The organism is Rhodococcus sp. IEGM 1307 (assembly GCF_030056915.1).
GTDB classification, from domain to species: domain Bacteria; phylum Actinomycetota; class Actinomycetes; order Mycobacteriales; family Mycobacteriaceae; genus Rhodococcus_F; species Rhodococcus_F opacus_D.
The window spans coordinates 168583-194070 of record NZ_JASHKW010000016.1 but is presented as its reverse complement, the minus strand read 5'-3'; the positions used below and the strand labels follow the sequence as shown (position 1 = coordinate 194070).

General features: G+C 65.1%; 17 protein-coding genes and 3 pseudogenes. 8 read left to right on the top strand and 12 right to left on the bottom strand.

Features of this window, described 5'->3' with window-relative positions; translation table 11 throughout:
* Positions 1–449 precede the first annotated feature (449 nt).
* Positions 450–3728 (top strand): protein kinase domain-containing protein, encoded by a 3279-nt coding sequence (locus QM841_RS28230; protein WP_283334593.1) that lies wholly within the window; start codon positions 450–452, stop codon positions 3726–3728.
* Positions 3729–3949: 221 nt separating this feature from the next.
* On the opposite strand, the pseudogene QM841_RS28225 reads toward QM841_RS28230, so the two are convergent.
* The 4 genes and pseudogenes from QM841_RS28225 to QM841_RS28210 form a co-directional block, all read right to left on the bottom strand.
* Positions 3950–4195, bottom strand: a pseudogene (locus tag QM841_RS28225) (transposase); the annotation flags it as partial.
* 64 nt (positions 4196–4259) lie between these two features.
* A complete protein-coding gene (istB, locus tag QM841_RS28220; RefSeq protein WP_283334592.1) occupies positions 4260–5099 on the bottom strand; it encodes an IS21-like element helper ATPase IstB in 840 nt (279 codons plus the stop codon).
* On the bottom strand, positions 5096–6475 hold the full coding sequence (locus QM841_RS28215) for a Mu transposase domain-containing protein (protein WP_283334591.1): 1380 nt from the start codon (positions 6473–6475) through the stop codon (positions 5096–5098). Before QM841_RS28215 ends, istB begins: the two co-directional genes overlap by 4 nt.
* A 279-nt stretch (positions 6476–6754) precedes the next feature.
* A pseudogene (locus QM841_RS28210) lies at positions 6755–7000 on the bottom strand (transposase); the annotation flags it as partial.
* Positions 7001–7226: 226 nt separating this feature from the next.
* Between QM841_RS28210 and QM841_RS28205 the strand changes: the two are divergent.
* A pseudogene (locus tag QM841_RS28205) lies at positions 7227–7476 on the top strand (transposase); the annotation flags it as partial.
* On the opposite strand, the gene QM841_RS28200 reads toward QM841_RS28205, so the two are convergent.
* Together QM841_RS28200 and QM841_RS28195 are read right to left on the bottom strand one after the other, a co-directional pair.
* Positions 7438–8955: a M81 family metallopeptidase gene (locus tag QM841_RS28200; protein ID WP_283334613.1), complete on the bottom strand. Its 1518-nt coding sequence runs from the start codon at positions 8953–8955 to the stop codon at positions 7438–7440. The pseudogene QM841_RS28205 and the gene QM841_RS28200 overlap by 39 nt on opposite strands.
* A gap of 38 nt (positions 8956–8993) precedes the next feature.
* The gene (locus QM841_RS28195) at positions 8994–10400 is read right to left on the bottom strand and encodes an MFS transporter (protein WP_283334590.1); all 1407 of its coding nucleotides are present in this window, start codon (positions 10398–10400) and stop codon (positions 8994–8996) included.
* A 123-nt stretch (positions 10401–10523) separates the two neighbouring features.
* Here QM841_RS28195 and QM841_RS28190 point away from each other — a divergent pair, with 123 nt between their 5' ends.
* The gene (locus tag QM841_RS28190; protein WP_283334589.1) at positions 10524–11561 is read left to right on the top strand and encodes an Lrp/AsnC family transcriptional regulator; all 1038 of its coding nucleotides are present in this window, start codon (positions 10524–10526) and stop codon (positions 11559–11561) included.
* A 639-nt stretch (positions 11562–12200) separates the two neighbouring features.
* On the opposite strand, the gene QM841_RS28185 is transcribed toward QM841_RS28190, so the two are convergent.
* From QM841_RS28185 to QM841_RS28175, 3 genes are read right to left on the bottom strand one after another with little or no spacing between them, the layout of a single operon-like run.
* Positions 12201–12584: a RidA family protein gene (locus tag QM841_RS28185; protein WP_283334588.1), complete on the bottom strand. Its 384-nt coding sequence runs from the start codon at positions 12582–12584 to the stop codon at positions 12201–12203.
* A gap of 39 nt (positions 12585–12623) precedes the next feature.
* Positions 12624–14129: a carboxylesterase/lipase family protein gene (locus QM841_RS28180; protein WP_283334587.1), complete on the bottom strand. Its 1506-nt coding sequence runs from the start codon at positions 14127–14129 to the stop codon at positions 12624–12626.
* A 22-nt stretch (positions 14130–14151) separates the two neighbouring features.
* Positions 14152–15066, bottom strand: a complete 915-nt coding sequence (locus tag QM841_RS28175; protein ID WP_283334586.1) for an MBL fold metallo-hydrolase — start codon at positions 15064–15066, stop codon at positions 14152–14154.
* Positions 15067–15248: 182 nt separating this feature from the next.
* Here QM841_RS28175 and QM841_RS28170 point away from each other — a divergent pair, with 182 nt between their 5' ends.
* Complete coding sequence (locus QM841_RS28170; RefSeq protein WP_283334585.1) at positions 15249–18038, top strand: helix-turn-helix transcriptional regulator; 2790 nt, start codon at positions 15249–15251, stop codon at positions 18036–18038.
* 126 nt (positions 18039–18164) lie between these two features.
* Positions 18165–18296: a hypothetical protein gene (locus QM841_RS28165; RefSeq protein ID WP_259376164.1), complete on the top strand. Its 132-nt coding sequence runs from the start codon at positions 18165–18167 to the stop codon at positions 18294–18296.
* Positions 18297–18322: 26 nt separating this feature from the next.
* Here the strand turns inward: QM841_RS28165 and QM841_RS28160 are convergent, their stop codons facing one another.
* Positions 18323–18445 carry a hypothetical protein gene (locus QM841_RS28160; protein ID WP_259376165.1) on the bottom strand — a complete coding sequence of 41 codons (123 nt, stop codon included), beginning with the start codon at positions 18443–18445 and terminating at the stop codon, positions 18323–18325.
* A gap of 168 nt (positions 18446–18613) precedes the next feature.
* On the opposite strand from QM841_RS28160, the gene QM841_RS28155 reads away from it, so the two are divergent.
* Positions 18614–19966, top strand: coding sequence for an FAD-dependent oxidoreductase (locus tag QM841_RS28155; protein WP_202715253.1), 1353 nt, complete (start codon positions 18614–18616; stop codon positions 19964–19966).
* A 76-nt stretch (positions 19967–20042) separates the two neighbouring features.
* Here QM841_RS28155 and QM841_RS28150 read toward each other — a convergent pair whose 3' ends face one another.
* Both QM841_RS28150 and QM841_RS28145 read right to left on the bottom strand, forming a co-directional pair.
* Positions 20043–20843 carry an enoyl-CoA hydratase/isomerase family protein gene (locus tag QM841_RS28150; RefSeq protein ID WP_241031891.1) on the bottom strand — a complete coding sequence of 267 codons (801 nt, stop codon included), beginning with the start codon at positions 20841–20843 and terminating at the stop codon, positions 20043–20045.
* Positions 20827–22008, bottom strand: coding sequence for a CaiB/BaiF CoA transferase family protein (locus tag QM841_RS28145; RefSeq protein WP_133988314.1), 1182 nt, complete (start codon positions 22006–22008; stop codon positions 20827–20829). The genes QM841_RS28150 and QM841_RS28145 overlap by 17 nt, the downstream gene beginning before the upstream one ends.
* A 550-nt stretch (positions 22009–22558) precedes the next feature.
* Between QM841_RS28145 and QM841_RS28140 the strand changes: the two genes are divergently transcribed.
* The gene (locus QM841_RS28140) at positions 22559–23578 is read left to right on the top strand and encodes a LacI family DNA-binding transcriptional regulator (protein ID WP_349307425.1); all 1020 of its coding nucleotides are present in this window, start codon (positions 22559–22561) and stop codon (positions 23576–23578) included.
* A gap of 377 nt (positions 23579–23955) precedes the next feature.
* Positions 23956–25347: an MFS transporter gene (locus QM841_RS28135; RefSeq protein WP_133988313.1), complete on the top strand. Its 1392-nt coding sequence runs from the start codon at positions 23956–23958 to the stop codon at positions 25345–25347.
* The last annotated feature ends 141 nt before the right edge of the window (positions 25348–25488 follow it).

Sequence of the window (25488 nt, the reverse complement as noted above, 5' to 3'; positions counted from 1 at the left end):
GGGGAGACGGTGCGGATCCCGCCCTGCTCCGGTGCGCAACCACAGGCCGACCGGTGGTTTACTCCACTCAAGTTTGACTGACTGAAAAATCCCGGCCGCCCGATTTCCTGTCGGTGGCGATCCGTAGACTCGGATACGTTCTGGTGAGCATCCCCCCAGATTTTGTTCCTAGAACACCCCAGTGCCCCGGCGTCACCCCCCCGACGCCGGGGCACACTCGTGCGCACCGGCGGACGAGAAGAGCGAGAAAAGACGGAGTCGAGGTCAGGGCGGTTCCCGTTGGGCGATCCCATCGCGCTGCGCTTCGACCCGGAGACCAAACACCGACTCGACGAGTAGTCCTCACGACATCGAGGTGCGGCGTCGGTTAACTCTGCGCGGCTCGACGTTGGGACGAGTAACTTCGAGCGGGCACACAATCGACACGGTTCGGCAATCCGAGGCCCTTCATGAATGAGTTTGATCCCTTCGCTACCCGTCCGGATGTGGCCGGGTCGGTCGTCGCAGACTTGGCGGCGGCCGGGTTCGCCGACGCCGCGGAGATCGGGCGCGGGGGTTTCGGGGTCGTCTACCGCTGTCGGCAGACTGCGCTCGATCGCACTGTGGCGGTGAAGGTGCTGACCGGGGATCTCGACGAGGACAGCCGTGCGCGATTTCTGCGTGAGCAGCGTGCCGCGGGCCGGCTGACCGGCCATCCCAATGTCGTCAACGTCCTGCAGGTCGGAGTCACCGAGCACGACCGGCCGTACATTGTCATGCCCTTCTATGCCCATGACTCTCTCGATGCCCGCATCCGCAGGCGGGGTCCGTTGAGACTGGAGGAGGTGCTGCGCGTCGGCGTCAAGATCGCCGGTGCCCTACAAGCCGCCCACGACCTCGGTATCCTCCATCGTGACGTCAAGCCGGCTAACATTTTGCTCACCGATTACGGGGATCCCGCGTTGACAGACTTCGGGATCGCGCACATCTCGGGCGGGTTCGAAACCACCGCTGGAGTTGTGACCGGATCGCCGGCCTTCACGGCACCCGAGGTCATTGCCGGTGGCGCACCGAGTCCGGCCGCCGATGTGTACGGTCTGGGCGCGACCTTGTTCGCCGCCGCCACCGGCCACGCTGCCTTCGAACGCCGGAGTGGTGAGCAACTGGTCGCCCAGTTCGTCCGGATCACGACCGAGCCGACGCCGAACCCGCGAGAGCACGGCATCGCGAACGATGTCAGCACTGTGATCGAGGCGACGATGGCAAACGATCCTGCCAGTCGGCCATCCGTCGGGGAACTGGGCAGACAACTGACGCACCTGCAACGCCAGCATCGCTATCCTATCGACGACATGGCCGCGCGCGCCGGCTACGAGAAAACTCACGCGGGCGACTCCAGTCACCCACCACCGGCGCACCCACCGCACGATAGTGAGTCACCAGCTGCTCATTCAGTCCGCACCGGGGCGCTGCCGCTGGAGTTGACCAGCTTTATCGACCGTCGCGAGGAGACGGCGAAGGTCACAAACTTACTCTCGACGGCCCGCATGGTGACCTTGACCGGGATGGGAGGAGTGGGCAAGACCCGACTGGCGCTGCGAGTCGCCGGTCGAACCCAGACGCGTTTCGCTGATGGTGTGTTCCTGATCGATCTGGGCGAGCTGCGCGATGACTCGCTTCTCGTCAACGTGGTGGCGGATGCGCTGGGTTTAAGCGACAGAACCGCGAGGCCACTTCCCGAGGTCCTCGCGGAATTCATCGCCCCGCGCGAAGTGCTGCTCGTTCTGGACAACTGCGAGCAGGTGCTCGACGCGGTCGCGAAACTCTCCGAAGCGCTGCTCCGCACCAGCCCGGGCCTGCGGATGCTCCTGACCAGCCGCGAGCCGATCGGCATCAGCGGCGAGGTAGCGCTACCGATAGCCCCGCTTGCGGTACCCGACGCCGACCATCTGCCGAGACGGCTGCCCGGCAACGACGCAATGGCACTGTTCGCCGAGCGGGGCGCCGCGGTCCTGCCCGGCTTCGAGGTCACCGACGACAACAAGGTGACCATCGCCCGGATATGCCAGCACCTCGACGGCCTGCCGTTGGCGATCGAGCTGGCCGCCGCACGACTTCGGGCGATCTCCCCAGAGGAGATTCTCGAGCGACTCACCGACCGCTACCGGTTCCTGACCCGCGGACGCAGAGACGCCCCGTCACGGCAACAGACCCTGCGGATGTGCATCGACTGGAGCCATGACCTGTGCACACCCCTGGAACAACTGATGTGGGCTCGCCTGTCCATGTTCGCCGGTAGCTTCGAACTCAATGCGGCCGAGCAGATCTTCGGGCAGGACCCGACCGTTGACGATTTCCTGGACACCGTCACCTCTCTCGTCGACAAGTCGATTCTCATTCGAGAACAGTCGGCTCCGGTCGCTCGGTTCCGGATGCTCGAGACCGTGCGCGACTACGGCCGGGAGAAGATCCGCGCCGACACCGACTACTCCGAGCTGCGCACCCGATACAGAAACTGGTACGTGCAGCTGTCCTCGGACGCCGAGGCTGACTGGGTCGGTCCGCGGCAACTCGAGTGGCTGACCCGATTGGTCGCCGAACTGCCGAACTTCCGACAGGCACAAGAGTTTTGCCTCTCCGAAGACCCCGAGTCCGGGCTTGGCATGGCCGCAGCGCTGTTCCCTCTCTGGTTATCGCGCGGTTTATTGACCGAAGGACGGCGCTGGATCGATGGGCTCCTGGCGCAGTCGCCCCGCACCGTAGGCGTTGACCGCGCCAAGGCAATACTCTGGGCCAGCGTGATGGCCGGAGTGCAGGGCGACCTGCAGGCATCGATCACCCTGATCCAAGAAGGACGGACACTTACCGATCGATCGGCCGATCCTCTGCTGCGGGCGCACATCGACCTTGCCGAAGGTTACCGTGCCTTTTACGGCGGCGACGTCGACTCTGCACAAGTTCATTTCGAAGCCGCACGACCAACCTACGCCGCCGTGCCGAGCGCGCTTGCTCTCCACATCCTCTTGTTGCAGGGTCTCGGGTTCGCGTACGAGTTGCTCAATCACACTGAGCGCGCCATCGAATGTTACGAGAGTGCACTCGCGGTCACCGAAGAGCATGGTGAAGCAGTGCATCGGTCGTATTTGCTGTGGGCCCTGGCCGTGGTGGTGTGGCGACACGCCAATACCGAACGGGCGAACGAGCTACTCCAACAGGCGCTCCGCGCTGCTCGGAAAGTCAATGAGCGGCTCGTCATCAGCATGTGCCTACAAGCACTCGCGTGGATCGCTGCCGAGGAAGGTGCTTTCGAACGAGCCGTGGTGTTGACCTCGGCTGCAGAAAACCTCAGCAATGCCATGGGGAGTTCCCCGATCTTCGTATCTGGGTTGGTCCCGTACCGCGAGAGAAGCGAACGGGATACACGGAGGGCGCTGAGCGAAAAGACATTTGCCGCGGCTCAGAGAAAAGGGAACAAGCTGGGAGTGGAGTCCGCGGTCGCCTACGCACTCGGTGAGCAAAGTCCGGCGTCAAACACACCGACCACTGGACAGGCCGGTCCGACCAAGCGCGAGCGTGAGGTCGCCGAGTTGGTCGCCGAGGGGTTGACCAATAGAGAGATAGCGTCCCGCTTGACGATATCTGTGCGTACCGCGCAGGGACACATCGAACACCTTCTTGCCAAGTTGGGCTTCACCTCGCGTGCCCAGATCGCCGCATGGGTGGTGGAATCACGGCGAATCATGCCCTGACACAATGTGGTACGGACGCTCAGTCTCTACAGGCGCCCGGAAATTCGTTGACGTTGGTCGATTAGCGTTCCAGAAGCAACAGCGACACTACTCGGAGGTTGCGAGGCAGGACTCGACACAGCGCGACGGAGGACACCCCGGCATTGCTCTGACGGAGAAGCGGGAACAGTTCGCGATAGCGCCCCGTGGGGTGGTGGGCTTTGAGGTTGAATCCTCGGTGCCTACTCGCCACGGGTGATCGCGGCGATGGCTTCAGTATCGCCGCTGGGGCCCAGCAACGCCATCGACCCCTCGGAGAGGTAGCGGCGCTCGCTGGAGTGCCACTCGCCGTGCATGTCGGCCGGGACCGCACCGACGAGTCGGATCACGGCCGCCTCGTTCGGGAATATGCCCACGACGCGGGCTCTGCGCTTGCTCTCCTTGTTTACCCGCTCCAACGGATTGGTCGACCAGATTTTCGACCAATTGACGAGGCTCAGCGAAATTCCTCAGTTGTGCTCGGCGAAATTCCCCACCCTTGAGCGGGGTTTACTATAGCGGTTGCCGGGTCGCGGTGGTGGCTTTGCGGAGATTGTCGGCGAGGGCGTGGTGGTCGCGGAGGCGGTAGGAATCACCGTCGAGGTTGAGCACGACCGACCGGTGCAGCAGGCGGTCGAGCATGGCCGCGGCGACGGTGGTGTCGCCGAGCACCTCACCCCACTCACCCACGCTTCGGTTCGTGTTCACGATTATCGAAGTTTTCAGATATCGTTGCGCCACAACCTGAAACAACGCCGATGCCGCCTCGCCCGGCAACGGAAGATAGCCCAGTTCGTCAACGACCAGCAGAGTCGGTCCGGCGTAGAACCGCATCGTCGTCGCCCACCGACCCTCGATCGCCGCCCGATGACAGCGGGCGGCGAGGTCGGCGGCGGTGGTGAAGTAGGTGCGGTAGCCGGCGTGCACCGCGGCCCGCGCGAGCCCCACCGACAGGTGCGTCTTTCCGACCCCCGGCGGGCCGATAAGCAGGATATTGGTGGCGGTTTCGAGGTAGCGGCAGGTGCCGAGCTCGGCGATCAGCTTCCGGTCGAGGTTCGGGGCGGCGTCGTGGTCGAAGTCCTCGAGCGACGCCGGGGTCGGCAGGCACGCGAACCGCAACCGTCCGGCCAGCCGGCGGGCCTCGGTGGCGTCGACCTCGATCGATAACAATTCCTCCAGCGTGGCGGTCATCGACAGGTTGTTCTGTTGGGCGCGGTCGAGGACCGCTGGGAGCGCTTCGGCGGCGTCGTGCAGTTTGAGCACCGCCAGGTGACCGCGGAGGCGTTGGTAGAGGCTGGCCGCCGCGGCGGTGTTCGGCGCCGGAATCGCATCAGTCGGTGGTGTGGTGGTCATGCGAGGGTGTTCCTTCCGCGGGCGGCCCGCTCGTAGGCGGCCAGGTCGATGACCGTCGATGCCGTCGGCGACGGCGAGGGTTGGGCTTCACTCGATGTCGGCGTGGTGGTTCCGGTGATGTTGCGGCGCAATGCTTCCGCCGCGGTGATCGACTCGGGTCCGGGTGGGATCCGTTCCTTGCGGCGGTGCGGGCGGCCACCGGCCCCGGTGGCCGCCATGGCCGCCTGCTCGAGGGCGTAGACGTGCCCGTGGTCGCGGACCATGATCCCGGCGCCGTCCGGGGCCAGGCGGTGTCGGGCGATGGTGATCTGCGCCGCGGTGACGATGTCGATCACCTCAGACCCGAGCACCCGGGTGACGGTGACCTGCGCCGACGCCAGCTCCGGGGGCACCGAGTACCGGTTGCCGCGGTAGGACACCATGGCCTGCCGCGAGGCGGTCCGTGGTTCGGTGAGGATCGCCGGATACGGCGCCGCCGGTAGCGCGGTCAGCGGTTCGGCGGCGGCAACCGTGGCCACCGAGGCCTTGCCGTCGGAGGTCGGACGCAGGCGGGTGTCGCCACGCACCCGGCAGAACTCGTCCAACTTCTGTTGGGCTTGTTCGACCGTGAGATTGTCCGGCAGGGTACGCCACCACCGTTGGGCAGCAGTGTGATTGGCCTTCTCGACCACCCCTTTGCGGTTCCCGGCTTTGGGCGGACAGATCGCCACCGAGACGCCGTAGTGTTTCAAGACGCCGGCGAAGCTCGCGGTCACCCGGCCCGATTCGGGGTGGCAGACGGTGGCCATCCGGTCGAACCGCCACACCCTGGTCACACCGCCGAGTCGGCGGCTGACGCGGTCGAGGCCGTCGACCAGATGCGGTTGGGTCATCGCCGGGGCCAGGATCCCGCGCCAGCGTCCCGAATGCGCCAGGGAGCCGACCAGCAGGTGCGCCGTCGCACCCCAGCCCCACGAGCCGGGTGGGTTCGGCAGGTCGACCCAGTCCCACTGGGCCTCCTCGCCGGGCGCGTGGTCGATCACCGCGTTCGCCCGTTCGGTGGCGTTCGCGCAGGCCGCGCACACCGGGCGCAGTTTGCGGTCGCGGATCTGGCGGGTCAGCGTCGGATACGACAACCGGTAGCCGAGCTCCTCGAGCTCGTCGCACAGAGTGCGGGCCCACAGGTGCGGGTCCTCGGCCAGCCGGCAGGTCACGTAGTCGACGAACGGTGCGAACGGGTCCTGTTCGCGGGGTTGGCGCACTCCAGGGGTGCGTTCGCCGTTCAGGTAGGCCCGGATAGTCTTCCGGTCCCGGCCGGTATGCCGGGCGATCGCCGAGATCGACCAACCTCGTTTGCGTAGGGCATGTACTTCCACATCGTCCTCCCATGTCAGCATGAGATTGCGGGTCTCCCTCAGGTCGCTGGTGCGTGGTCAGAGACCACCAGCATCGAGGGAGACCCGCCCTCGTCGGCGGAGCCACACGGGTGGGGAATTTCAGTGAGCGCTACTGGGGATTTTCAGCGAGCGCCGTCACAATGCGCCCGCGGAAATGTGCTGAACGCCAAAACCTCTGCCTTCGCCTGGTCCATCAGCGGACCGATCTTGGGGAACCGGCCGACCAACTGATCACGAACCTCGTCCCCCGTGGGGGCGGCGGTGGCGGGATCGGGCTGGGCGAAGTTTCGGGATCCGCAATGGGACGTCGCCGGCCTGGGTGGCCACCAACCGGGGCCTGACCCCGTTGCGTTCGGTGGTGCGGGCCTCGGTGCGTTCATAGCGGCCCGCGCCGATCTGTTCGGTGGCTTCGGTTTCGATCAGTTCTTGCATGACCATCCGGACCGATTCACGGATCAGATCCACGCCTTCTCCGGCACGGAATGCGTCGAGTAGCTCGGACAGGGCAGACTGGGACAGGGCCATCGGTGGACCTCTTTCTTCGATGCGTGCTTGGCGGTACACACCGAAGATCCCGCCGATGGCCCTCTCTACGTCGGAGCCGCGCCGCTCAGTCCCAAACCCCACTACTCCACCGGGACGCCTACCAGTTCGCTCGGCTGATCCGGCTAGGGGTGAGTAACTCTGAGGCGTGCCGCCGTGTCGGAATCAACCGCCGGACCGGGACACGATGACGGTTCGGTCGCACGATGACGTCCACTCGCCGTGGCAGCGCGGCAGCAATGAGAACCTCAACGGGCCTCTGCGTCAGTACTTTCCCAAAGCCAGCGACCTCAGCATAGCCAGCGACCTCAGCATCCATACGTCAGAGCGGTCTGGTCGAGGTTGCCTCCCAGTTGAATACTCGACCCCGCAAGACCCTGGAGTGGGCAACTCCGGTTTCGCTCCTTACTGAAATACCCTCATCCCACGACAAGCCCGACTGTTGTGACGTTCGCTAGATTCTGCCCACCAAAAGGCACGCCGAGTGGTCCGATTCTGATCCCGGACGCCAACCTCTGCCATGGAAGGTCCGATGGATCGGCAGCGACAGGGCCGGGGGCCTTCGCAACGAGAATGGAATGAGCGATCGGTTGGAAGTCCGCTCGGAAATGCACCGAACTCTTGACGACCACGATTTCGCTATCTTCGGGTTCTAAGCCGACCATCCGGAATTGGTTGCGGTCGAATAACTGTGACTTCCAGGTTGTGACGACGATTCTGACGCCGCCAATTCGAAGGCAGGCGGATGGGCCCTGGTCGATCTCATTGCCACGCATCATCGGGCCGCCGAAGCGGCACCGACCATCTGAGACTCGCTCCACTACGAACGTCTCTTTGAGGGGTTCATCGCCAGGGATACTCGATTGGCCGCCGAGAGCGACCGTGATCGGTTGCCCCGGTCCCGCTGCGTGCGCGGCTGAAGCGACGTCGGGGTCACAAATCGCACCGACTATTGCGCGCTCCGCATCGGCGTCGAGAAGAGCCCGGATAATGCCCATCGTATTGGCGTTACCACCAGCTCCCGGATTATCCTGGGTGTCCGCAATGATTACGGGGCGGGTGGATGCGCCCGCAATCCTGATGGCATCGCCCACGGCGGCCGACGGACCCTGTAGCGATACCATCCATTCGGACTCGCGTCCGACAACTTCGTTGTAGAGGAGCTCGACGGCGCGCTCAAGGTCCGCCCGGTCACTTCCATATCCCCACACTGTGGGCCCGCACTCAGGAAAGTCGCTGCTCGGGAATCCGGCGGCAAAGGACATGCACGAGGTATCGCCCCCAAGGGCTCCGAGTTTTTCGTAGACGAGTCCTGCCGGGTCTGTGAGTGTGCATCCCGCGTTGATCGGGATCAGAAATGGGATGCGTCGAATCACGCAATGGAGGGTTTCCCCAGCAGTGAGCCGGAGCAGCAAACCCGCGGCTCGCGCCCCCGTTTCGGCCATGTCGGTGTGGGGATACGTGCGGTAGGCAACGAGAGCGTCGGCGTTCTCGACCATTCGAGTCGTGACATTGGCGTGCAGGTCCAGGCTTGCGACGATGGGCACTCTCTCCCCGACGATCGCCCGCAATCGAGTTAGAAGTTCGCCTTCACCATCGTCATGGTGCTCCGCGACCATCGCTCCGTGGAGGTCGAGGTAGATGGCGTCGGGGGCGGCGACGGCAGCCGCGGATGTTATCTCACCGCAGATCTTTTCATATGTATCGCGTGTCACTGGAGCAGACGGGCTCGCCCCTGCCCAGATGACCGGCACGATCGTAATACCTTTGCTCTTGAGCTCCTTGAGGAACCCTCCCATCGGGATGTTGACCTCCTCGAGTTCGTGCACAGAGTCTCCCCGTCGCAGAGCGGGAAACCCCTCGCCGTTGACGAAGCTGTCGTAACTCGCGGGCGGTCCCACTGCGAATGTGTTCGTTTCGTGTTGGAAGCCTGCCACTAGTATGCGCACAGTAAATTCCTCCTCATGGTTCGGTTCTAAGGGTTTCTGTTGGCAAGGGGAGCAGAGTCGCGGGCCAAGGGTCGGGGGCTCGGGTCATCTGCCGCGAACGGCGATTTGCGGGGAAGGCGGTTCGCGAAGATCAGCAACCCGCCGACGAGCACCACCCCTGCCATGACCACTAACCCGGGGGACGCGCTTCCAGTCGAATCCTTGATGTAGCCGATCAGTGTCGGGCTGAAGAATCCGCCGAGTAAGCCGATGCTGTTGATGAAGGCAATACCGCCCGCGGCGGCTGTTCCGCTGAGGTAGCCGGCTGGGATGGCCCAGAATACGACATAAGCACCCTGTAGGCACGCTGTGGCCACGATGATCGCAACGAACGAGACGAGGAAATTGTTCGCCGTCAGCGCTGAGATAAGAAGCGCGGCCGCAGCGGCAAGGGCTGGCACGGAGCTGTGCAGGCGTCGTTCGCCCCGCTTGTCCGAGTGGCGGGCGAGTGGAAACATGACGATCAGCGCGACGAGATAGGGGGCTGCGGACAAGTGCCCGATTTGCGTCGTGCTTGCGACTCCGTTTTCTTTGAGAATCGTCGGCAACCAGAATGCGACGGTGTACAGGCCGCCGATCAGGCAAAAGTACCCGATGGCCAGCGCGTAAATGCGGGGATCCCGCAAGACTCGTAGAAAGTTATGGGTGGACGCAGCGTCCTCCGTATCCGACACCTCCTGCTGGATTACTGCCTTCTCGGCGTCGGTGAGCCAACTCGCCAGGTTCGGCCGGTCTACCAACGTTTTCCACACGACGAACCCGAGCAGGACACATGGCAGACCCTCGGCGAGAAACATCCATTGCCACCCTGCGAGACCGAGCGTTCCGTCGAACCTGGTGATTGTCCAGGACGAGATCGGCCCGCCGATCATTGATCCCAGCGGTCCAGGGATCATTAGCAGAGCCATCGCTCCAGCCATCCGAGCCCGCGGAAACCATAAGGTCAGGTAGAAGATGATGCCAGGCGCGAAACCGGCCTCAAAGACCCCGAGAAGAAATCGCAGTACATAGAACGTCACCGCGTTGGTAACAAACATCATTGTCGCAGAGGTGATTCCCCATAGAACCATGATCCGGAAAAGGGTCTTGCGAGTGCCGATTTTCTCCAGCAGCAAGTTGCTGGGGACTTCGAAAAGAGCGTACGCGAGGAAGAAGATCCCGGCTGCCAGACCGTACGCTGACTCGCTGATCCCTACATCCTCGGTCATCTGAAGCTTTGCGTACCCGATGTTTACCCGGTCTAGGTAGGCGAAGGTGTAACAGAGCACAAGCAGCGGCAGAATCCGCAGGCCGATTTTCCGATAAAGCTTGTCGCGATCGATAGTAGCGCCAACGTCGACCATAGTGGTGTTCTCCAACTCTTGCCAGATGTTCTGCACGGCGGCCGTTGCCATGGAATGTTGACAAGAGTGCGTGAGCACCGGCATCCCACCCACAGAATGATAGAAATATGCAAACTTTCGGCAAATTTTGATTGAAAACGACATTGTCGGATCCCGCCGAAGGGAAGGGGCCACATGCTAGACGAACTCGACCTTACGTTGGTAGATGCTCTGCAGGTCAACCCACGCGCCAGTTGGGCGGCGCTGGGTGATGTCCTCGAACTGGCGCCGATCACTCTGGCACGTCGATGGCAGCGGCTCGCTGAATCGGGGGCGGCGTGGATCTCGGTGTCGTTAAATAACTGGGGGTCCCGCGGTGCGGTAGTAGAATTCTTGTGTCGGCCGGGATCCGAGCTTTCCGTTGCGCGGGAGCTGTCCGAGGTCCCAAACATCAGCACGGTTTGCGTCACAACCGGTGAGTATCAGGTGCTGGCGCTGATGCTCGCCCCCACACTTACTGGGATCTCTGTTGCCTTGTTGGAAGCGCTGCCGGTTCCTGACGCAGTTGTTCGTCTACGCACTCACGTTTACGGAAGCACGTTCGGAGGAATTTTCTGGCGTCTCGGTGTCTTGAATCGCATGCAGCGGGACCAGGTCCGCGACGAACTGGGAAAACCCCCATCGCCGATAGCTCGTGCGGAAACCACTCCGCGAGAGAGCAGATCATTGGGCAGCGAGGATCACGCCTTGTTCCTGGCGTTGGGACACGACGGCAGGCGTGCCTACACCGATCTCGCCGAAGATCTCGGCAGCACACCCCAAGCAGTGAAACGAAGGCTGGACCGACTGCGTCGCCATGGCGATATCGTCTTTCGATGCGACGTGGCACGTTCGCTCGTAGGTTGGCATTCCATGGCTCTGTTCTGGATTCGGGTTCCCGACGCAGACCTGCAGGTGGTCGGTCGTTCCATCGGAACCTGGTCCGAAACACGCCATTGTGCAGCTGTCGCCAGCCCTGCAAACCTTTGCGTCGTCGCGAATCTGCGTTCTCTGGAACATCTCGACGAGCTGCTGCTTCGGCTGGCTCGGGAGCACCCTTCTGTGGAAGTGGTCGACCGTCGGTTGGTTCTGCGTCAGGTGAAGGTCTACGGGCGGATAGTCGACGAGCAAGGTCGGTGCGTTCGAGTCATTCCGGTGGATCCGTGGTTCCGTACTGAAGACCATCTGATATAGGCAGCTGCTGGCGGCACCCGCACCCGCACCCTGTCGCGTTCTGAATCGTCCGAGCTGAACACCGTGCGGACCGACCGGTCACAAAGGGCGGAGGACTTTGACGATCCCCGCGACTGTGGGGTTCTCGATCGTCGAGGGGATATCGGATGTTGCCCGTCCACGATCTGCCGAAGGGTTTCGGCGCAGGATTTTGCCGGATCGGGTTCTCGGCAGCCCGGGAACGATGCCGACTTCGGAGAGGGAGGCGATCGCGCCGATCGCGGACCAGGTCACTGAGTTCGGTTGGCAGGGGCGGTAGCGCTCGGAGTAGATAATTGTCGGGACCACGAGGGTGGCGAGAGCGACAGGGGGAGGCGTGGTTTTGATCCAGACCAGGCCTTCCTCGCAGGGCCGGGAGCGGGTTGCCGTCGCTGGCCTTGGTAGTAGGCGTGCTCAGACCGGACTGCGGTGGCACCGTTGATGTCGACGCGCGCCCAGCGGCAACGCCCTATTGTTTGAACAATCCGTGGATGAGGCGTTCGGGGTGAGACACAGAGGGTGGTGCCGGTCGTCCGGCGAGTGCGCACAGGGTGTCCGGCAGTTGCGGCGGTGGAGTCCTCGGGCTGGTGCGCGTCCTCGTCAGAGGACCGGCCATCGCGATCAGTCGCCGAGCACTGCCAGGGCGTCGACCTCGACGAGCAGGCCGGGCGGAAGCTGCATGTAGACGGTGGTGCGGGTGGGGAAGGGCTCGCCGACGGCGGCGGTGTACGCCTCGTTCATCTCGGCCAGATGGGCGGGGTCGGTGAGGTATACGCGCAGCATCACGACGTCCTCGAGGCCCGCGCCGCCCGCCTCTAGGACGGCGGTGACGTTGCGCAGGGCCTGTGTGGTCTGTTCGGCGACCGTGGTGCCGGCGACCTCACCGGTGTCCGGGTCGAAGGGGAGCTGCCCGGAGACTTGCAGGAGGGGGCCCTTGCGGATGCCTTGGGACAGCGGGGCCGGCAGGGTGGGTGCGTTCTCGGTGGTGATGACGGTTCTGGTCACGGTGTTCCTTGTAAGGTTGCGGACGGATCCATATGCGGGTCAGCTCCAGGCTTGGCGCTCGCGGCTTCTGGGGTCGTCGACCTGGGTCCAGTGGGCATTGATGCGCATAGTGGCCCGGCGCTCGGTGTCGTACGGGTCCCAGCCGGGGTTGCCGGTCTGGGCGAACCGGACCCAGGCGGCGTGCATGCGGGTGGCGAGATCGGTGGGGGGCTTGTCGGGGCCGAGTAGGGCGTCGGGGCCTTTCAGCTCGGGTCGATCCGTGCGGTCGAAGACGAAGGGCAGCTCGACTGCGTGGGTGGCGCCGAGCTGTCCGTCCAGGGCGTGGGAGCGCCAGGCGAACTCGTAGGCGTAGGTGGCGGACTCGGGGTGGGCGGCGTGTGCGCTGGCCAGGGCCCAGCTGCCCGCGCCGAACAGCGCGTCGCCCATGATGGCGGAGCGCAGCTCGCCGAGGGACGCCTCGGGGCGTGTCGTGCGATAGGTCTCGACTAGTTGCGCCGGTTTCGGGTGCGAGCGCACCGCCGTGTCGTCGACGTCCTCGGCGGTCGACGTGGAGTACTTGCCTACGGGGACCAGGTAGAGGTTTCCTTCTTCGGTGTTGGTCCCGATGAGCAGGTCGATGTCGCTGCTGTGTCCGGCGGCGACGGATTCGGCGGGCTGCGTGTCGAGGACGAGACTGAAGGGGCTGAGTCCGATCAGTGGGTCGTGGTGGGTCTCGGTGTGCAGGTCGATGCCCGCGAGCCGGGAGGCGGCCTCGACCAGGCGGGCGTCGGAGATGTCCGCGAAGGCGTCGAGGTGAGGCTCGATGTCCAGGGCCTCGGCTGCCGCCTGGGTGACGCGGGCGGCCTGATCGGTGGTGAATGCCCCTAGGCCGCTACCGCTTTGGACGATGGCCCGACGGAAGAGGCCCGTGGCGTCGGGGGTGGCGAGGACGCCGCTGACGATGGTCGCCCCGGCCGACTGGCCGAACAGGGTGACGTTGCGCGGGTCACCGTCGAAGACGGCGATGTTCTCCCGCACCCAGCGCAGTGCGGCGACGACGTCGAGCAGGCCGCGGTTGGCGGGCGCGCCGGGGATGTCGAGGAACCCGGCGATGCCGAGTCGGTAGTTGAGGGTGACGAGGACGACGCCGTCGCGGGCGAAGGCGGAGCCGTCGTACATCGCGGACCGCGTCGATCCGGCGACGAATCCGCCGCCGTGGACGAACACCATGACGGGCAGGTCGTCACCACCGCTACCGCCGCCGTCGGCGGGTGTGAAGACGTTGACGGTCAGGTAGTCGTCGCCGCGGCTCCAGCCGGTGCCGAAGTAGGGAGTCATGTTCACGCTGCCGAGCTTGCGTTCGGACTGCGGCGCGTTGGGTCCGGGCGCGGTGGCGTCCCGTATGCCATCCCACGGCTCGTGCGGCTCGGGCGGCGCGAATCGGCCGGCGCCGCGGGGCGGGGCGGCGTAGGGGACGTTGAGGAAAGCGGCGGTGTCGCCCTGGCGCAGGCCGCGAACGGTTCCCTGTGCCGTAGTCACGATGGGGTCGGGGTGGTGGAGGTTCACGGTGGTGACTTTCCTCAAGGTCTCAGGCCTGCTCGGTGTACGGGGCGAAGGGGGCCCAGCCTTTGATGGCGAATTTGTCTGCCTCGCGGACCACTTCGGCGGCGCCGCGGCCGCCGAAGTGCGCGGGGATCACGAGTGCGTTGTTGTCGGCCGCCCAGCCCAGCACCTTGCGGCGGGTGGCGCGCGAGCCCGCGGGGTCCTCGCAGAAGCAGCTGTTGGCGTGGGGCTCGACGATCTGCACGGGGCTGTGGAGCATGTCACCGACGAACACCGCGCGGTCTGTCCCGGAGGTGAGGGTCAGCACGGAGGAGCCCGGGGTGTGTCCGGGAGCCGGGTCCAGGCGCAGGTCGGCGTCGATCTGGTGGCTGTTCTCCCACAGTAGCGTTTGGCCGGCCTGGTGCACCGGGGCCACGCTGTCCTCGAAGACGTTCTGGTTGCCGCGGCCGAGCAGTGGCTTGTGGCCGTTTGCGGGATTCCAGAAGTCGAAGTCGTCCTTCGGCATCAGATAGGTGGCGTTGGGGAACGTGGGCACCCACTGCCGGTCGTGCAGGTACGTGTTCCAGCCGACGTGATCGATGTGGAGATGGGTGTTGATCACGATGTCCACGTCCTCAGGCTTGACGCCGGCCCGGGCGAGATTGGCGAGGAAGCCTGTTTCGAGGCGGTTCCACACCGGTGCGTAGGGGCGGTCCTTGTGATTGCCCACGCCGGTGTCGACCAGGATGGTCTTGCCCCCGCTGCGCAGCAGCCAGGTCTGAATCGCGGAATTGACGATGTTGGTCTCGGAATCGAGGAAGTTCGGCGTCAGCCAGGTGGCGTTGTCGTCCCACACCTCTTTCGGGCTATCCGGGAAGAAGGTGTCGGGCGTCATGTCGACGGAGCCGAAGTACTCCCATACCCGGGTGATGGTGACATTGCCGAGGGTGATCTGGTCCATGAAGTGTCCTTGGAGAATGCGGAGGATTCCCTAGAAACGGTACGAGCGGCCCCGGCGCGGGCGGTATCGGTAACGTGACTGCATCTGCGCGCAGGGCCCGGGCGCGGGGCGCTTGTAGCCTGGACGGGCCAGCGCGAGGCGACTTCGATCCAAAGGCCGCAATTCAATTTCCGGGAGACTCGGTGGACGAGCACACAGGCGACCTCGGTGCGGTGACGAGACCGGATCCGGATCCGGAGGAGTTGATCCTCGGCCGGGACGCGGAACTGGCACGCCTGTTTCGTGCGGTGGACTCGACGTCGGCCGACCCCGTGCTGATACTGGCCGGTGAGATGGGCACGGGCAAGAGTGCACTACTCGACCGTGCGGTCCGCCGGGCCGAAGCGAGCGGTGCTCGGGTACTGCGCGCGGAGGGCAGCGAGTCGGAGTCGAGCCTGGCGTTCTCCGCCCTGCATCAGTTGCTGCGGTCGCTGCGGGCCGAGATGGACGGACTACCGCAAAGGCAGCGCGCTGCGCTGGTGCACGCCTTCGGCGCGGGCCCGGCCCCGTCGGGACCCGATCTCATGCTGGTCGGGGTCGCCGTCCTGAATCTGTTGTCAGATCTGGGCGACCGGGGACCTGTGCTCGTGGTCCTCGACGACGCGCAGTGGTGTGACCGCGCTTCCCTGGACGTGCTGTCCTTCGCCGCCCGACGGCTGGCCGGTGAACCGGTCACGATACTGATCGGAGCCCGTAGCGGCGATCATGTCCCGGGATTCGACCGTCATGTGCCGACGCTCACCCTGGAGCCGCTCGACAACGCCGCGGCGGGTCGGCTGCTCGACCTGCAGCCGACGAGCCCCACCAGCCACACCAGGACACGGATCCTCGAGCAGGCCGGCGGTAACCCGCTGGCGCTGGTGGAACTGACGAGGGCAGCATCGGCACACGTCACGGCTGCGCCGCCGCCGTCCGCAGGTCCGCTCCCGCTCACCGATCACCTGGAGCGAATCTTCACCGCCCGCCTGAGCGGGCTCCCCACTTCCACGGCCGAGGCGCTGCTGCTTCTGGCCGCCATGGACAGCGCCGACTCCACGATCGCCGCCGCGGTGGGACTGCCGGCCGCCCAGGACGCGGCCTGGCTGCCCTCTGATCAGGCCGGGTTGGTCCGCCGCACCGGCAGGGACGTCCGGTTCCGCCACCCACTGGTCCGTTCCGCCGTCTATCACGCCGCATCCTCGGGTGCCCAGCGACAGGCGCATCTCGCGCTCGCCGAGATGCTGCGGGGCGAACCGGATCGGCGTGCCTGGCATCTGGCCGCCGCCTGCCCGGGGCCGGACGCGGACGTGTCGGCGGAGCTGGAGCGGACCGCCGCCCGGGCCCGTCGGCGCGGCGGGCACGCGGCGGCGGGCAAGGCCCTGCAGCGCGCCGCCGAACTCGCACCACGGCGCGAGGACAGCGCCCGGCTGCTGGTCGAAGCCGCTTCAGCGGCCGTGTTCACCGGAGACATCGCTTGGGTCGAGGAACTGGCCGCCGCGGCACGCGCGCGCACCGATGACCCGTCGCTGCTCGCCTCCGCCGCCGTGCACGCCGGACGGCTGGCGGTCCTGACGGTGCGCCACGCCACGGTGTTCTCCCGCCTGATCGAGGCCGCCGAGCAGTTGGCGCACTCCCAGCCCGCCGCAGCGCTGGACCTCCTGGCCGGCGCGGCCGTGGTCCGCTTCTACGCCGGAGAGGACACCCAGCGCCACCGCATCGAGGACCTCCTGCGGGGCCTGCCCGACGATGCCTCAAACACCGGTGTGCGCACCTGGGTGAGGGCCGTCTCGGACCCCTTCGACGCGCGGGCGGGACTCGTCGCCCTGCTGCCCCAGCTGGCCGCCGAGGCGGAAACACGGCCGGAGCAGCTCATCACCGTCGGGATCATGGCCTGGCTCTTGGACGAGACCCCACAGGCCGTCCGCGCCTTCGACGAAGCCTTCCACCGCTGGGAGTTGCAGGGAGCTCTGCCAGAGGGTCTCGGCGGAGCGGTCGCCTGGGCCTATGTCGAGCGCGGCAGGTGGGAACAAGCCCGCGAGGCGTGCACCCGCACCACCGCGGTCGGCCGAGCGGCCGGCCTCGACCACGCCGTGGCCTGCGCGGCCACCGTGGACGCCGCCGTGCTGGCCTTCCAGGGCGATGCGCCCTCAGCCCGTACCAGAGCCGAGGAGGCACTAGCCCTGATCGATCCGCTGGAAAGCCGCTCGGTCGCCGTGTATGCCCGTCGTGCGCTCGGTGCCGCGGCCGCCGCGGAAGGCGCGTACGAGACCGCGTATGACCAACTCCGCATGGTCTTCACGGCAGACGGCACCCCCGTGCACTACCACGCCTGCTACCCGGCCCTGGCGGATCTGGCCGCCGCCGCAGTGCGCTGCGGGCGCAGCGACGAGGCCGCCCGGATCGTCGAGCGTTCGGCAAACGCACTGGCGGACAACGCTTCCCCTCGTCTGCGTGCGCTGATCAGCCGAGCCCGGGGTCTGCTGGCGAAGCCCGAGGTCGCCGAGCCGCACTTCCGGGCGGCCCTGGCCGATCCGGTGCTCGAATACTGGCCCTTCGAACGCGCGCAAACCCTGCTCGACCTCGCCGAATGGCTGCGGCGCCGTCGCCGCATCGCCGAGGCGCGCGGACCACTCACCGAGGCCCTGGAGACGTTCCGGCGCCTGGGCGCACGCCCGTGGATCGAGCGCGCTCGGGCCGAATCGCGCGCGGCCGGCCTCGACGTCACGGACACCGCCCCCGACGCGCTTGCCGAACTCTCCCCGCAACAGCAGCAGATCATCAGGCTCGCCGCCCGCGGGCTGACCAACCGCGAGATCGGCGAGAAGCTCTTCCTCTCCCCGCGCACGGTCAGCTCGCACCTCTACCGCAGCTTCCCGAAACTGGGCATCACCGCCCGCTCCCAGCTGCGCGACCTCATCGAGGGCACCCTCGCCACGGCCCGCCAGCAGGAATGAGGGCAACCTCCGGCCCGGGAAGCAGTCACCTGAGGCATACCGCGCGCCATCGCGCCGGACCAAACGGTCTCCTGGACGCGCAGGGCGAGCAGCTCCGGGGAAAGCGTGTGCAGGAGTGAGAGCACCATGCTGAGCGAGCCGGTGATGAAGAAGGTCACCACGGTGGTGTGCCCGTCGGAGATGGCCGCCGAGTACCGCGAGCGCAGCCGCGGTGGTCACTTGGAATGCCTGCCGCGTCGTGTGCCGCCCCGGTCCTGAAAGCCGTGCTGGTTCTGGACGAATCGTCAGATTTCGGCGACGGCGGACCTGACAGACCGACCGGCGAGGCCGAATCCGAACGGCACTCCGGCGACGGTGCCGATCCGCCGCCGGCCGCTCTGCAGCAGGATGTCCCCGGTGTGGTGCATCCAGATGTCCGCAGTGGCCGCATTTCCGAACAACCAAAGGAGCGCAACCGGTTGTTCATCGGAAGTATCTGTGCTTGACTCGCGTGGGGAACCGATCGTCGGCTCACCCATTCCACCGCCGATCCTTCTCGGATCACACACATCGCACATTCGAGGGCAGCATCAGAGATGATCACGAACTGGAAAGAAACATCAATTGTCGGCACTAACTGTGACCTGCCGGTTCTCGACACCGTCGACGTTCTCGTCGTGGGCGGCGGCGCCGCTGGTGTTGCGGCCGCGACGGTGGCGGCCGAGGCCGGCGCGAGCGTGGTCCTGGTCGAGAAGTACGGATTCTGTGGTGGCGCTGCCGTCGCTGGGATGTCCGGCACCATCTGCGGAATGTACGCAGCGTCAGAGACACCCGGTTCGCCCCTGCAGGTCGTGCAGGGCTTTTCCGAGCGATTCTCCGTCGAGTTGTCCAAACGAGGTGGTCTGACAGCGCCGCAGATGTACGGCAAGACCTGGACCGCTGCGCACGATCCGCTGGTCTGGCGCGAGGCGGCGGAATCGATGCTGCTCGACGCTGGCGTGCGAATTCTGTTCCACACCAACGTGGTCGGTGTGATCATGGATGGGGCATCACACGAGGGTGTGGTGGTGGAGTCCACCGCGGGTCGCTCATCGATTCGGGCGCGGCGCACAATCGACGCCTCCGGTGACGGTGCGGTCGTCGCCCGTGCGGGCCACCGATACACCTACGGGGACAGCGGGCGTATCCAGAATCCGACGATGTTCTTCCGGATCGCCGGTGTCGACGTCGACCGGTTTCTCGACTTCTACGGCCACGACACGATCTGCCCGCCGGAGGTGTCCGCCGACATCGTCGCCGCGCGCGAGGAGGGGCTCGACCTCCCTCGGCAGAAGATCTGGATCTTCCAGACGCCGCGGCCGGGGGAGTTGATGGTCAACGCCACTCGTCTGGTCGGGTTCGACGGGCGCATGCTCAACGTCGTCGACCCGGTCGATTTCACCGAGGCCGAGATCGGGGGACGTCGTCAGGTCCGCAACTACGCCGAGTACCTGAAGCTGCGCATACCCGGGTGCGAGAACAGCTATGTCGTCGATACCGGCACCGAGGTCGGCATCCGGCAGACCCGCACCATCGCGGCCGCGGAACGGCTCACCAATACCGATGTGCTCGAGCACCGCAAGCGCCCCGACGGTATCGCGCGGGTGCCCTGGCCGATCGAACTGCACGACGGTGACAAACCGAAACTGCACTGGATCCTCGACGACTTCTACGAGGTTCCGTTTGCCGCGCTGATCCCCGAGGTGGGGGATAACATCATCGTTGCCGGCCGGTGCCTGGGAGCCGAGCACGAAGCGCTGGCTTCTGCCCGGGTGACCGCCCAATGCTTCGAGTACGGGCACGCGGCGGCCGTCGCGGTGCACCAGTCGCTTCAGCGTGATGTGCCCCTCCGGGAGATCCGCGGCGAGGCTGTCCGCGAGCGGATGGCCGCCAACGGCAGCGACCTGTAAGCGCTGGGTGGTGCAACGCAACAGGTCGGGGCAGCCTCCACTTGGAGACCGCCCCGACCTTGTTGTGTGTGCTGGGTCAACGCCCGGTGAACCGGGCCGGCCGCTTCTGGACGAACGAGGCGATGCCTTCCCGACCGTCCTCGGAGGCGAATAGGTCGAAGAGCAGGCTCTGCTCCAGGGCGTAACCGGGTCCCCGGTTGCCGGGCACCGCTGCCGTGGCGTAGCCGACGGCCTTTTTGATGGCGGCGACCGCCAGCGGGGCCCGCCCGGCTATGTCGGTGGCCAATGTGCGCGCGGTCTCGGTCAGGTCGTCGAGAGCGCAAATCTGCGAGACGATGCCCGACTGGTTGGCCTCGGCGGCGCTGAGGCGGCCCGCGGTCATGATCAGATGTCGTGCACGGTTCGGGCCAACGAACTGGGGAAGGCGTTGGGTGCCACCCCAACCCGGCAACAGGCCGAGGGAGACCTCCGGCAGGCCGAAGGACGCCGACTCGGCTGCGATCACGATGTCGCAGGCGAGGACGATTTCGAATCCGCCGCCGAGGGCGAGTCCGTTCACCGCGGCGATGACCGGCTTTTCGAAGGTGTCGATCCGGTCGCACAAGTCGTTGCAGGCGCGGGTGAACGCGGCGAACTGGGCGGCCTCTGCCTTCTCGTACTGGGCGATGTCGGCGCCGGCGGCGAACGCCTTCCCCGTGCCGGAAACCACGACGGCGCGGACATCGGGATCCTCGGCGACAGTGTCGAGGGCCTCGTTGAACTGCTGGATCATCGCCGAATTGAGGGCGTTGAACTTTTGCGGCCGGTCGAGGGTGATGGTGGCCACGCCCTCACCGGTTTCCAGTGCGACGAGGATTTCCTCAAGCGTTGTGGACACGGACAACTCCTTCCTGTGCGAGTGCGTCGATCTCGCTGTCGTTGAGCCCGAGTGTGCTCAAGATGGACTCGGTGTGTTCTCCCAGGGCGGGAGGCAGCGTACGGGCGGCCGGTGTCTGGCCGTCGTAGCGGATCGGGTGAGCGAGCACCTTGACCGGGCCGCTGCCGGGGTAGTCGAACTCGAGGAAGCTGTTGTTGTGCAGCACCTGGGCATCGTTGACGACGGCTTCGTAGTCGTTGACGGGGGCGAACCAGACCTTGTGCTCGGTGAAGTGCGCCTCCCACTCCTGGGTTGTCCGCTCGGCGAGGTGTTTGGAGATGCGCTCGTTGATCTCCTCACGGCGGTCGTATTCGTCGTCCGCGGCGATCGTGGTGAACCAGTCGTCGTCGAACGCCTCGGAAAGGATCGACAGGGCGGTGATCGAAACGGTGATGTGCCCGTCCGCGGTGCGGTAGATCCCGTACGGCGCCTTGTAGTAGCGCGACCCGATACCGGTCGAGCTCCGCTCGCCCCGGAATCCGTTGAGATAGTAAGATATCGGTTCGATCTGCAGGTCGAGTGCGGCGTTGAGTAGGTTACTTTCGACCTTGCATCCTTTGCCGGTGCGTTCGCGGCCGAGGAGGGCACCGAGGATGCCGAACGCGCCCAGGACGGCACCGTGCTGATCGATGACGGAGGCGCCCACCGACGTGGGCGGTGAGTCGGCGCTGCCGGTCGCGTGCGCGAGCCCGGACAGCGACTGCAACAGTAGATCCTGGCCTGGCCGATCGCGGTACGGGCCGGCGGAGCCGTACCCGGACAGCGAGCAGTACACCAGCCGCGGATTGCGGGCGGACAGTTCCTCGTAGCCGAATCCGAGCCGCTTGAGGGCGCCTGGCCGGAAGCTCTCGATGAGCACGTCCGCGTCGTCGATCAGTTTCAGCAAGATCGACTTGGCCTTCTCGGATTTCAGATCGATCGACAGGCTCTGGACATTCCGGTTGCCGAGCAGGAAGAAGACGCTGGCATCGCCGACATAGGCGTCAGGTCCCGACCAGCTTCGCTCGAAAGCGCCTGCGGGAGATTCGATCTTGACTACCTCGGCACCGAGGTCCGCGAGCATCTGGGTGGCCGACGGCCCCTGCAGGAAATGGGTGAAACTGACAACGCGTATTCCGGACAGCATGAACCCTCCCGGGCGTGAGTGTGAATGACCGGTCGCATCGACCTGTGCGCTGCGAGCTACGGGCTGGCTTGTGGGCCCCGCCCGGTGTGTCTCGGTGCGAGGCAGTTGGTACTTAATGCAGTAAAGCACGGCAGCACCATTTGCACAACCGGTTGTTCATCGGGCTTTGCGCTATGCCTACGACGTCGGAGGGCAGGGCAATCGGTCGCCAGATGGCGAGCTGAGAAGCCTGGGTGCCACCTGGAGCAACGTCGTCGTGTGGCTTTGCCTGCTGGCCGAAGAGTCAGCGGCGTGATCCACGGCGAACAACTCGAACTCCTCGGCGACCGCCGTGACCATCAACGCAAGGTGTGGACCCGTGATCGATCAGGCGCTGCTAACGCGCCCGAAGGACGCGCACTCGAAGAACAAGAGAGACCTTCTGTCGAATCCCGGAGGTCCTCGACAACGTCGCCGCCCTCGCCTGGACATGGGTCAAGATCGCTGCGGCATCCGAGAGCCGCCATGACCGTGCCGGTGCTGATCGATATCCTGCTCTCTATACTGAGTCATGATGGTGAGCCTCAATGACGTCGCACGCGCCGCCGGCGTGTCGAAATCCGTTGCGTCCAGGGCGCTCAACGGTGACGTCAACGCACGGATTCGCGAGGACACCCGCACCCGAATCCTCGAGATTGCGGAGCAACTCGGGTATGTCCCGAACCGGCGCGCCATCGCACTGCGCTTCAATCGCTCCGGCGCCATCGCACTGATCGTCCCCGACCCGAACAACCACGTCTTCGCCGAGATGCTGTCCGGAATCCAGCAGGTTGCCACCCCAGCGGGGATCGATGTCCTCATCGGCACCGTCGACCACGCGCCGGAAGGCCGCGATGCCGTGCAGCGCCTGCTCAAGCAAGGGCGAGTTGACGGTATTTTGATCCAGCGCCGCGAAGACTTCGATGACAACGAGCTTCGCGAAGTTGTCCCCGAGGGCATCCCCACTGTCTTTGTCAACTGCCGACTCGATGACCGGACAGGATCGGTCATCTTGCCGGATGCCGAAGGCGTCCGTATCGCGACAGAGCATCTGATAGACCTCGGTCACCGCGACCTCGGATTCATTGGCGGATCGCCCACACACGACACCGCAGTCCGCCGCCGAATCGGTTTCGAGGAAACACTTGCCTCACACGGCCTTGCCTCTCGGCCGGAATGGGTACATGAGCTTGGATGGGAGGCTCCCTCTGGAGCGGCCGCGGTCGATGCCATCCTCGTCCGGCCCGATCGGCCAACTGCACTAGTGGTGGCGAGTGTGAACGCTGCAGTAGGTGCACTCTCCCAACTGCAGCGAGCGCAGGTGAAGGTTCCCGAGGAGATGTCCATCGTCGGGATCCACACCACCTGGGTATCGGAGACGGTATTCCCGGCCATCACCACCGTGCGAATGCCGCTGTCGAAGATCGGCAGCACGGCGGCGGAGATGCTCCTCGGGCACCTCGACGGGGAGGCGCTCTCCAATGTGACGATCGACGATCCCGCCCCCGAACTACTGGTGCGGGGCACCTCGATTGCCCCGACGAAGGCGTGACTCGGGACTAGCGGGCCCGATCGCGGACCAAGAACGACCTGCCCTTACCGCGGAAGCGTCCGCGGAGGTCAAGGACGCACCACCGTTTCAGCTCGGGTAGTCCGACTCGGCGGCGACTTGCCGCCCCGCGATCGATCAGCGAGCTCCACGATGTCGCCCCGGCGAAAGGAACCGCAGCGACATTCGACTAGCAGGCAGCGCGACCGTAAATTCGCCAGGATTCGGTCCCGTCAGGTTTCGAGGATCTCGAGTTCTGTTCTGGAAGCAATTGCACAACCGGTTGCGCACCGGGGGCAGTGGGTGCTTTACTTACTTCACCCGCCTTGTGACTGCGACCACAGTCGTGCGTCCAACCCCGCTCCTCCTGAAGGAATGCAATGAATCCTCCCGAGCGAACCTCGATGGCTTCGCCAATGACCGAATCGTCCCAGCCGTCGAATAACGGCCTGCGCAAGGTAGTCGCCGCCTCGATGGCCGGGACTGTCGCGGAGTGGTACGAGTTTCTTCTGTACTCCGCGGCTTCCGCGTTAGTCTTCGGCACCCTGTTCTTTCCGAAGACCGACAACGCCCTCGACGGCGTACTTAGTGCACTGCTCATCTACGCGGTCGGCTTTCTCGCCCGTCCGCTCGGCGGTGTGGTTTTCGGTCTCTACGGCGACAAGTTCGGCCGCAAGAAGCTGCTGCAGTTCAGCCTTCTGCTGGTCGGGATCTCAACGTTCGGAATGGGCTGCCTCCCCGGCTTCGGCAGTATCGGCTATTGGGCGCCAGGGCTTCTCGTGATTCTCCGCTTTATTCAGGGATTCGCAGTCGGAGGCGAATGGGGTGGTGCAGTTCTGTTGGTCAGCGAGCACAGCTCCGATCGTCGCCGCGGCTTCTGGGCGAGCTGGCCACAGGCGGGGCTTCCTTTGGGGAACCTTGTCGCGACCATGGTCTTGTCCGTGCTTGCCTTCGTCATGCCGGAATCGGCATTCCTTGGTTGGGGATGGCGACTGGCGTTCTGGCTCTCAGCGGTTATCATCATCATCGGCTACTACATTCGCACGCATGTCGACGACGCGCCGATCTTCCTGGAGTCGCTGAAGGCCGAGGAACAGCGCAGCGAGAACCGGTCCAGTGTGTCGCAGGCGATTCGACAGTATCCGCGGCAGATTGCGATCGCGATGGGACTACGTGTCGGCGAGAATATCCTATATCAGGTTGTCGTGACCTTCTCGATCACGTACCTGGCCTTCAAGGTCGGAATGAAGATCGAAAATGTCTTGCTGGTTATGTTAATTCCGCATCTGCTGCATTTCATCCTGATTCCCGTGATTGGCGGCCTTACCGATCGGATCGGGCGCAAACCCATCTATATGACCGGTGCGCTGCTAATGGTGTTGTGGGCGTTCACTTCCTACCCCTTAATGAACACGGGAAACATCGTGCTCGTGATCGTGGCGCTGACGCTTGGACTGGCCGTTCATGCGCTGGTCTACGCGCCGCAGGCTGCGATGATGTCCGAGATGTTCCCGACACGTATTCGGTATTCCGGGGTATCGCTCGGCTACCAAGTGACCTCAGTCTTCGCCGGGTCGGTTGCCCCATTCATCGCGACTTACCTTCTGCGTGAGTATCATTCGTGGATCCCGATTGCGATTTACCTGGTAGTCGCGGCGAGTGTTTCACTGGTCGCAATCTCGGCCGCGCGCGAGACCTGCGGCATCTCATTGCAGGATGTCGACGCCCAGGACCGGACGAGATTTCCACCGAGTTCGAACCAGCAGCGCTGAGAAAACAGCGCTCACCGGTACCCCCAATCTCTCATTTGTCCAGCAGGACAGCAGGTTGCCATGAGTAGGCTCATCGGCGACTACTGCGAGAGCCCGTACCTCAGCCTCGTTCCGAGACGCGGCGAAGGAAGTATCGTCGCC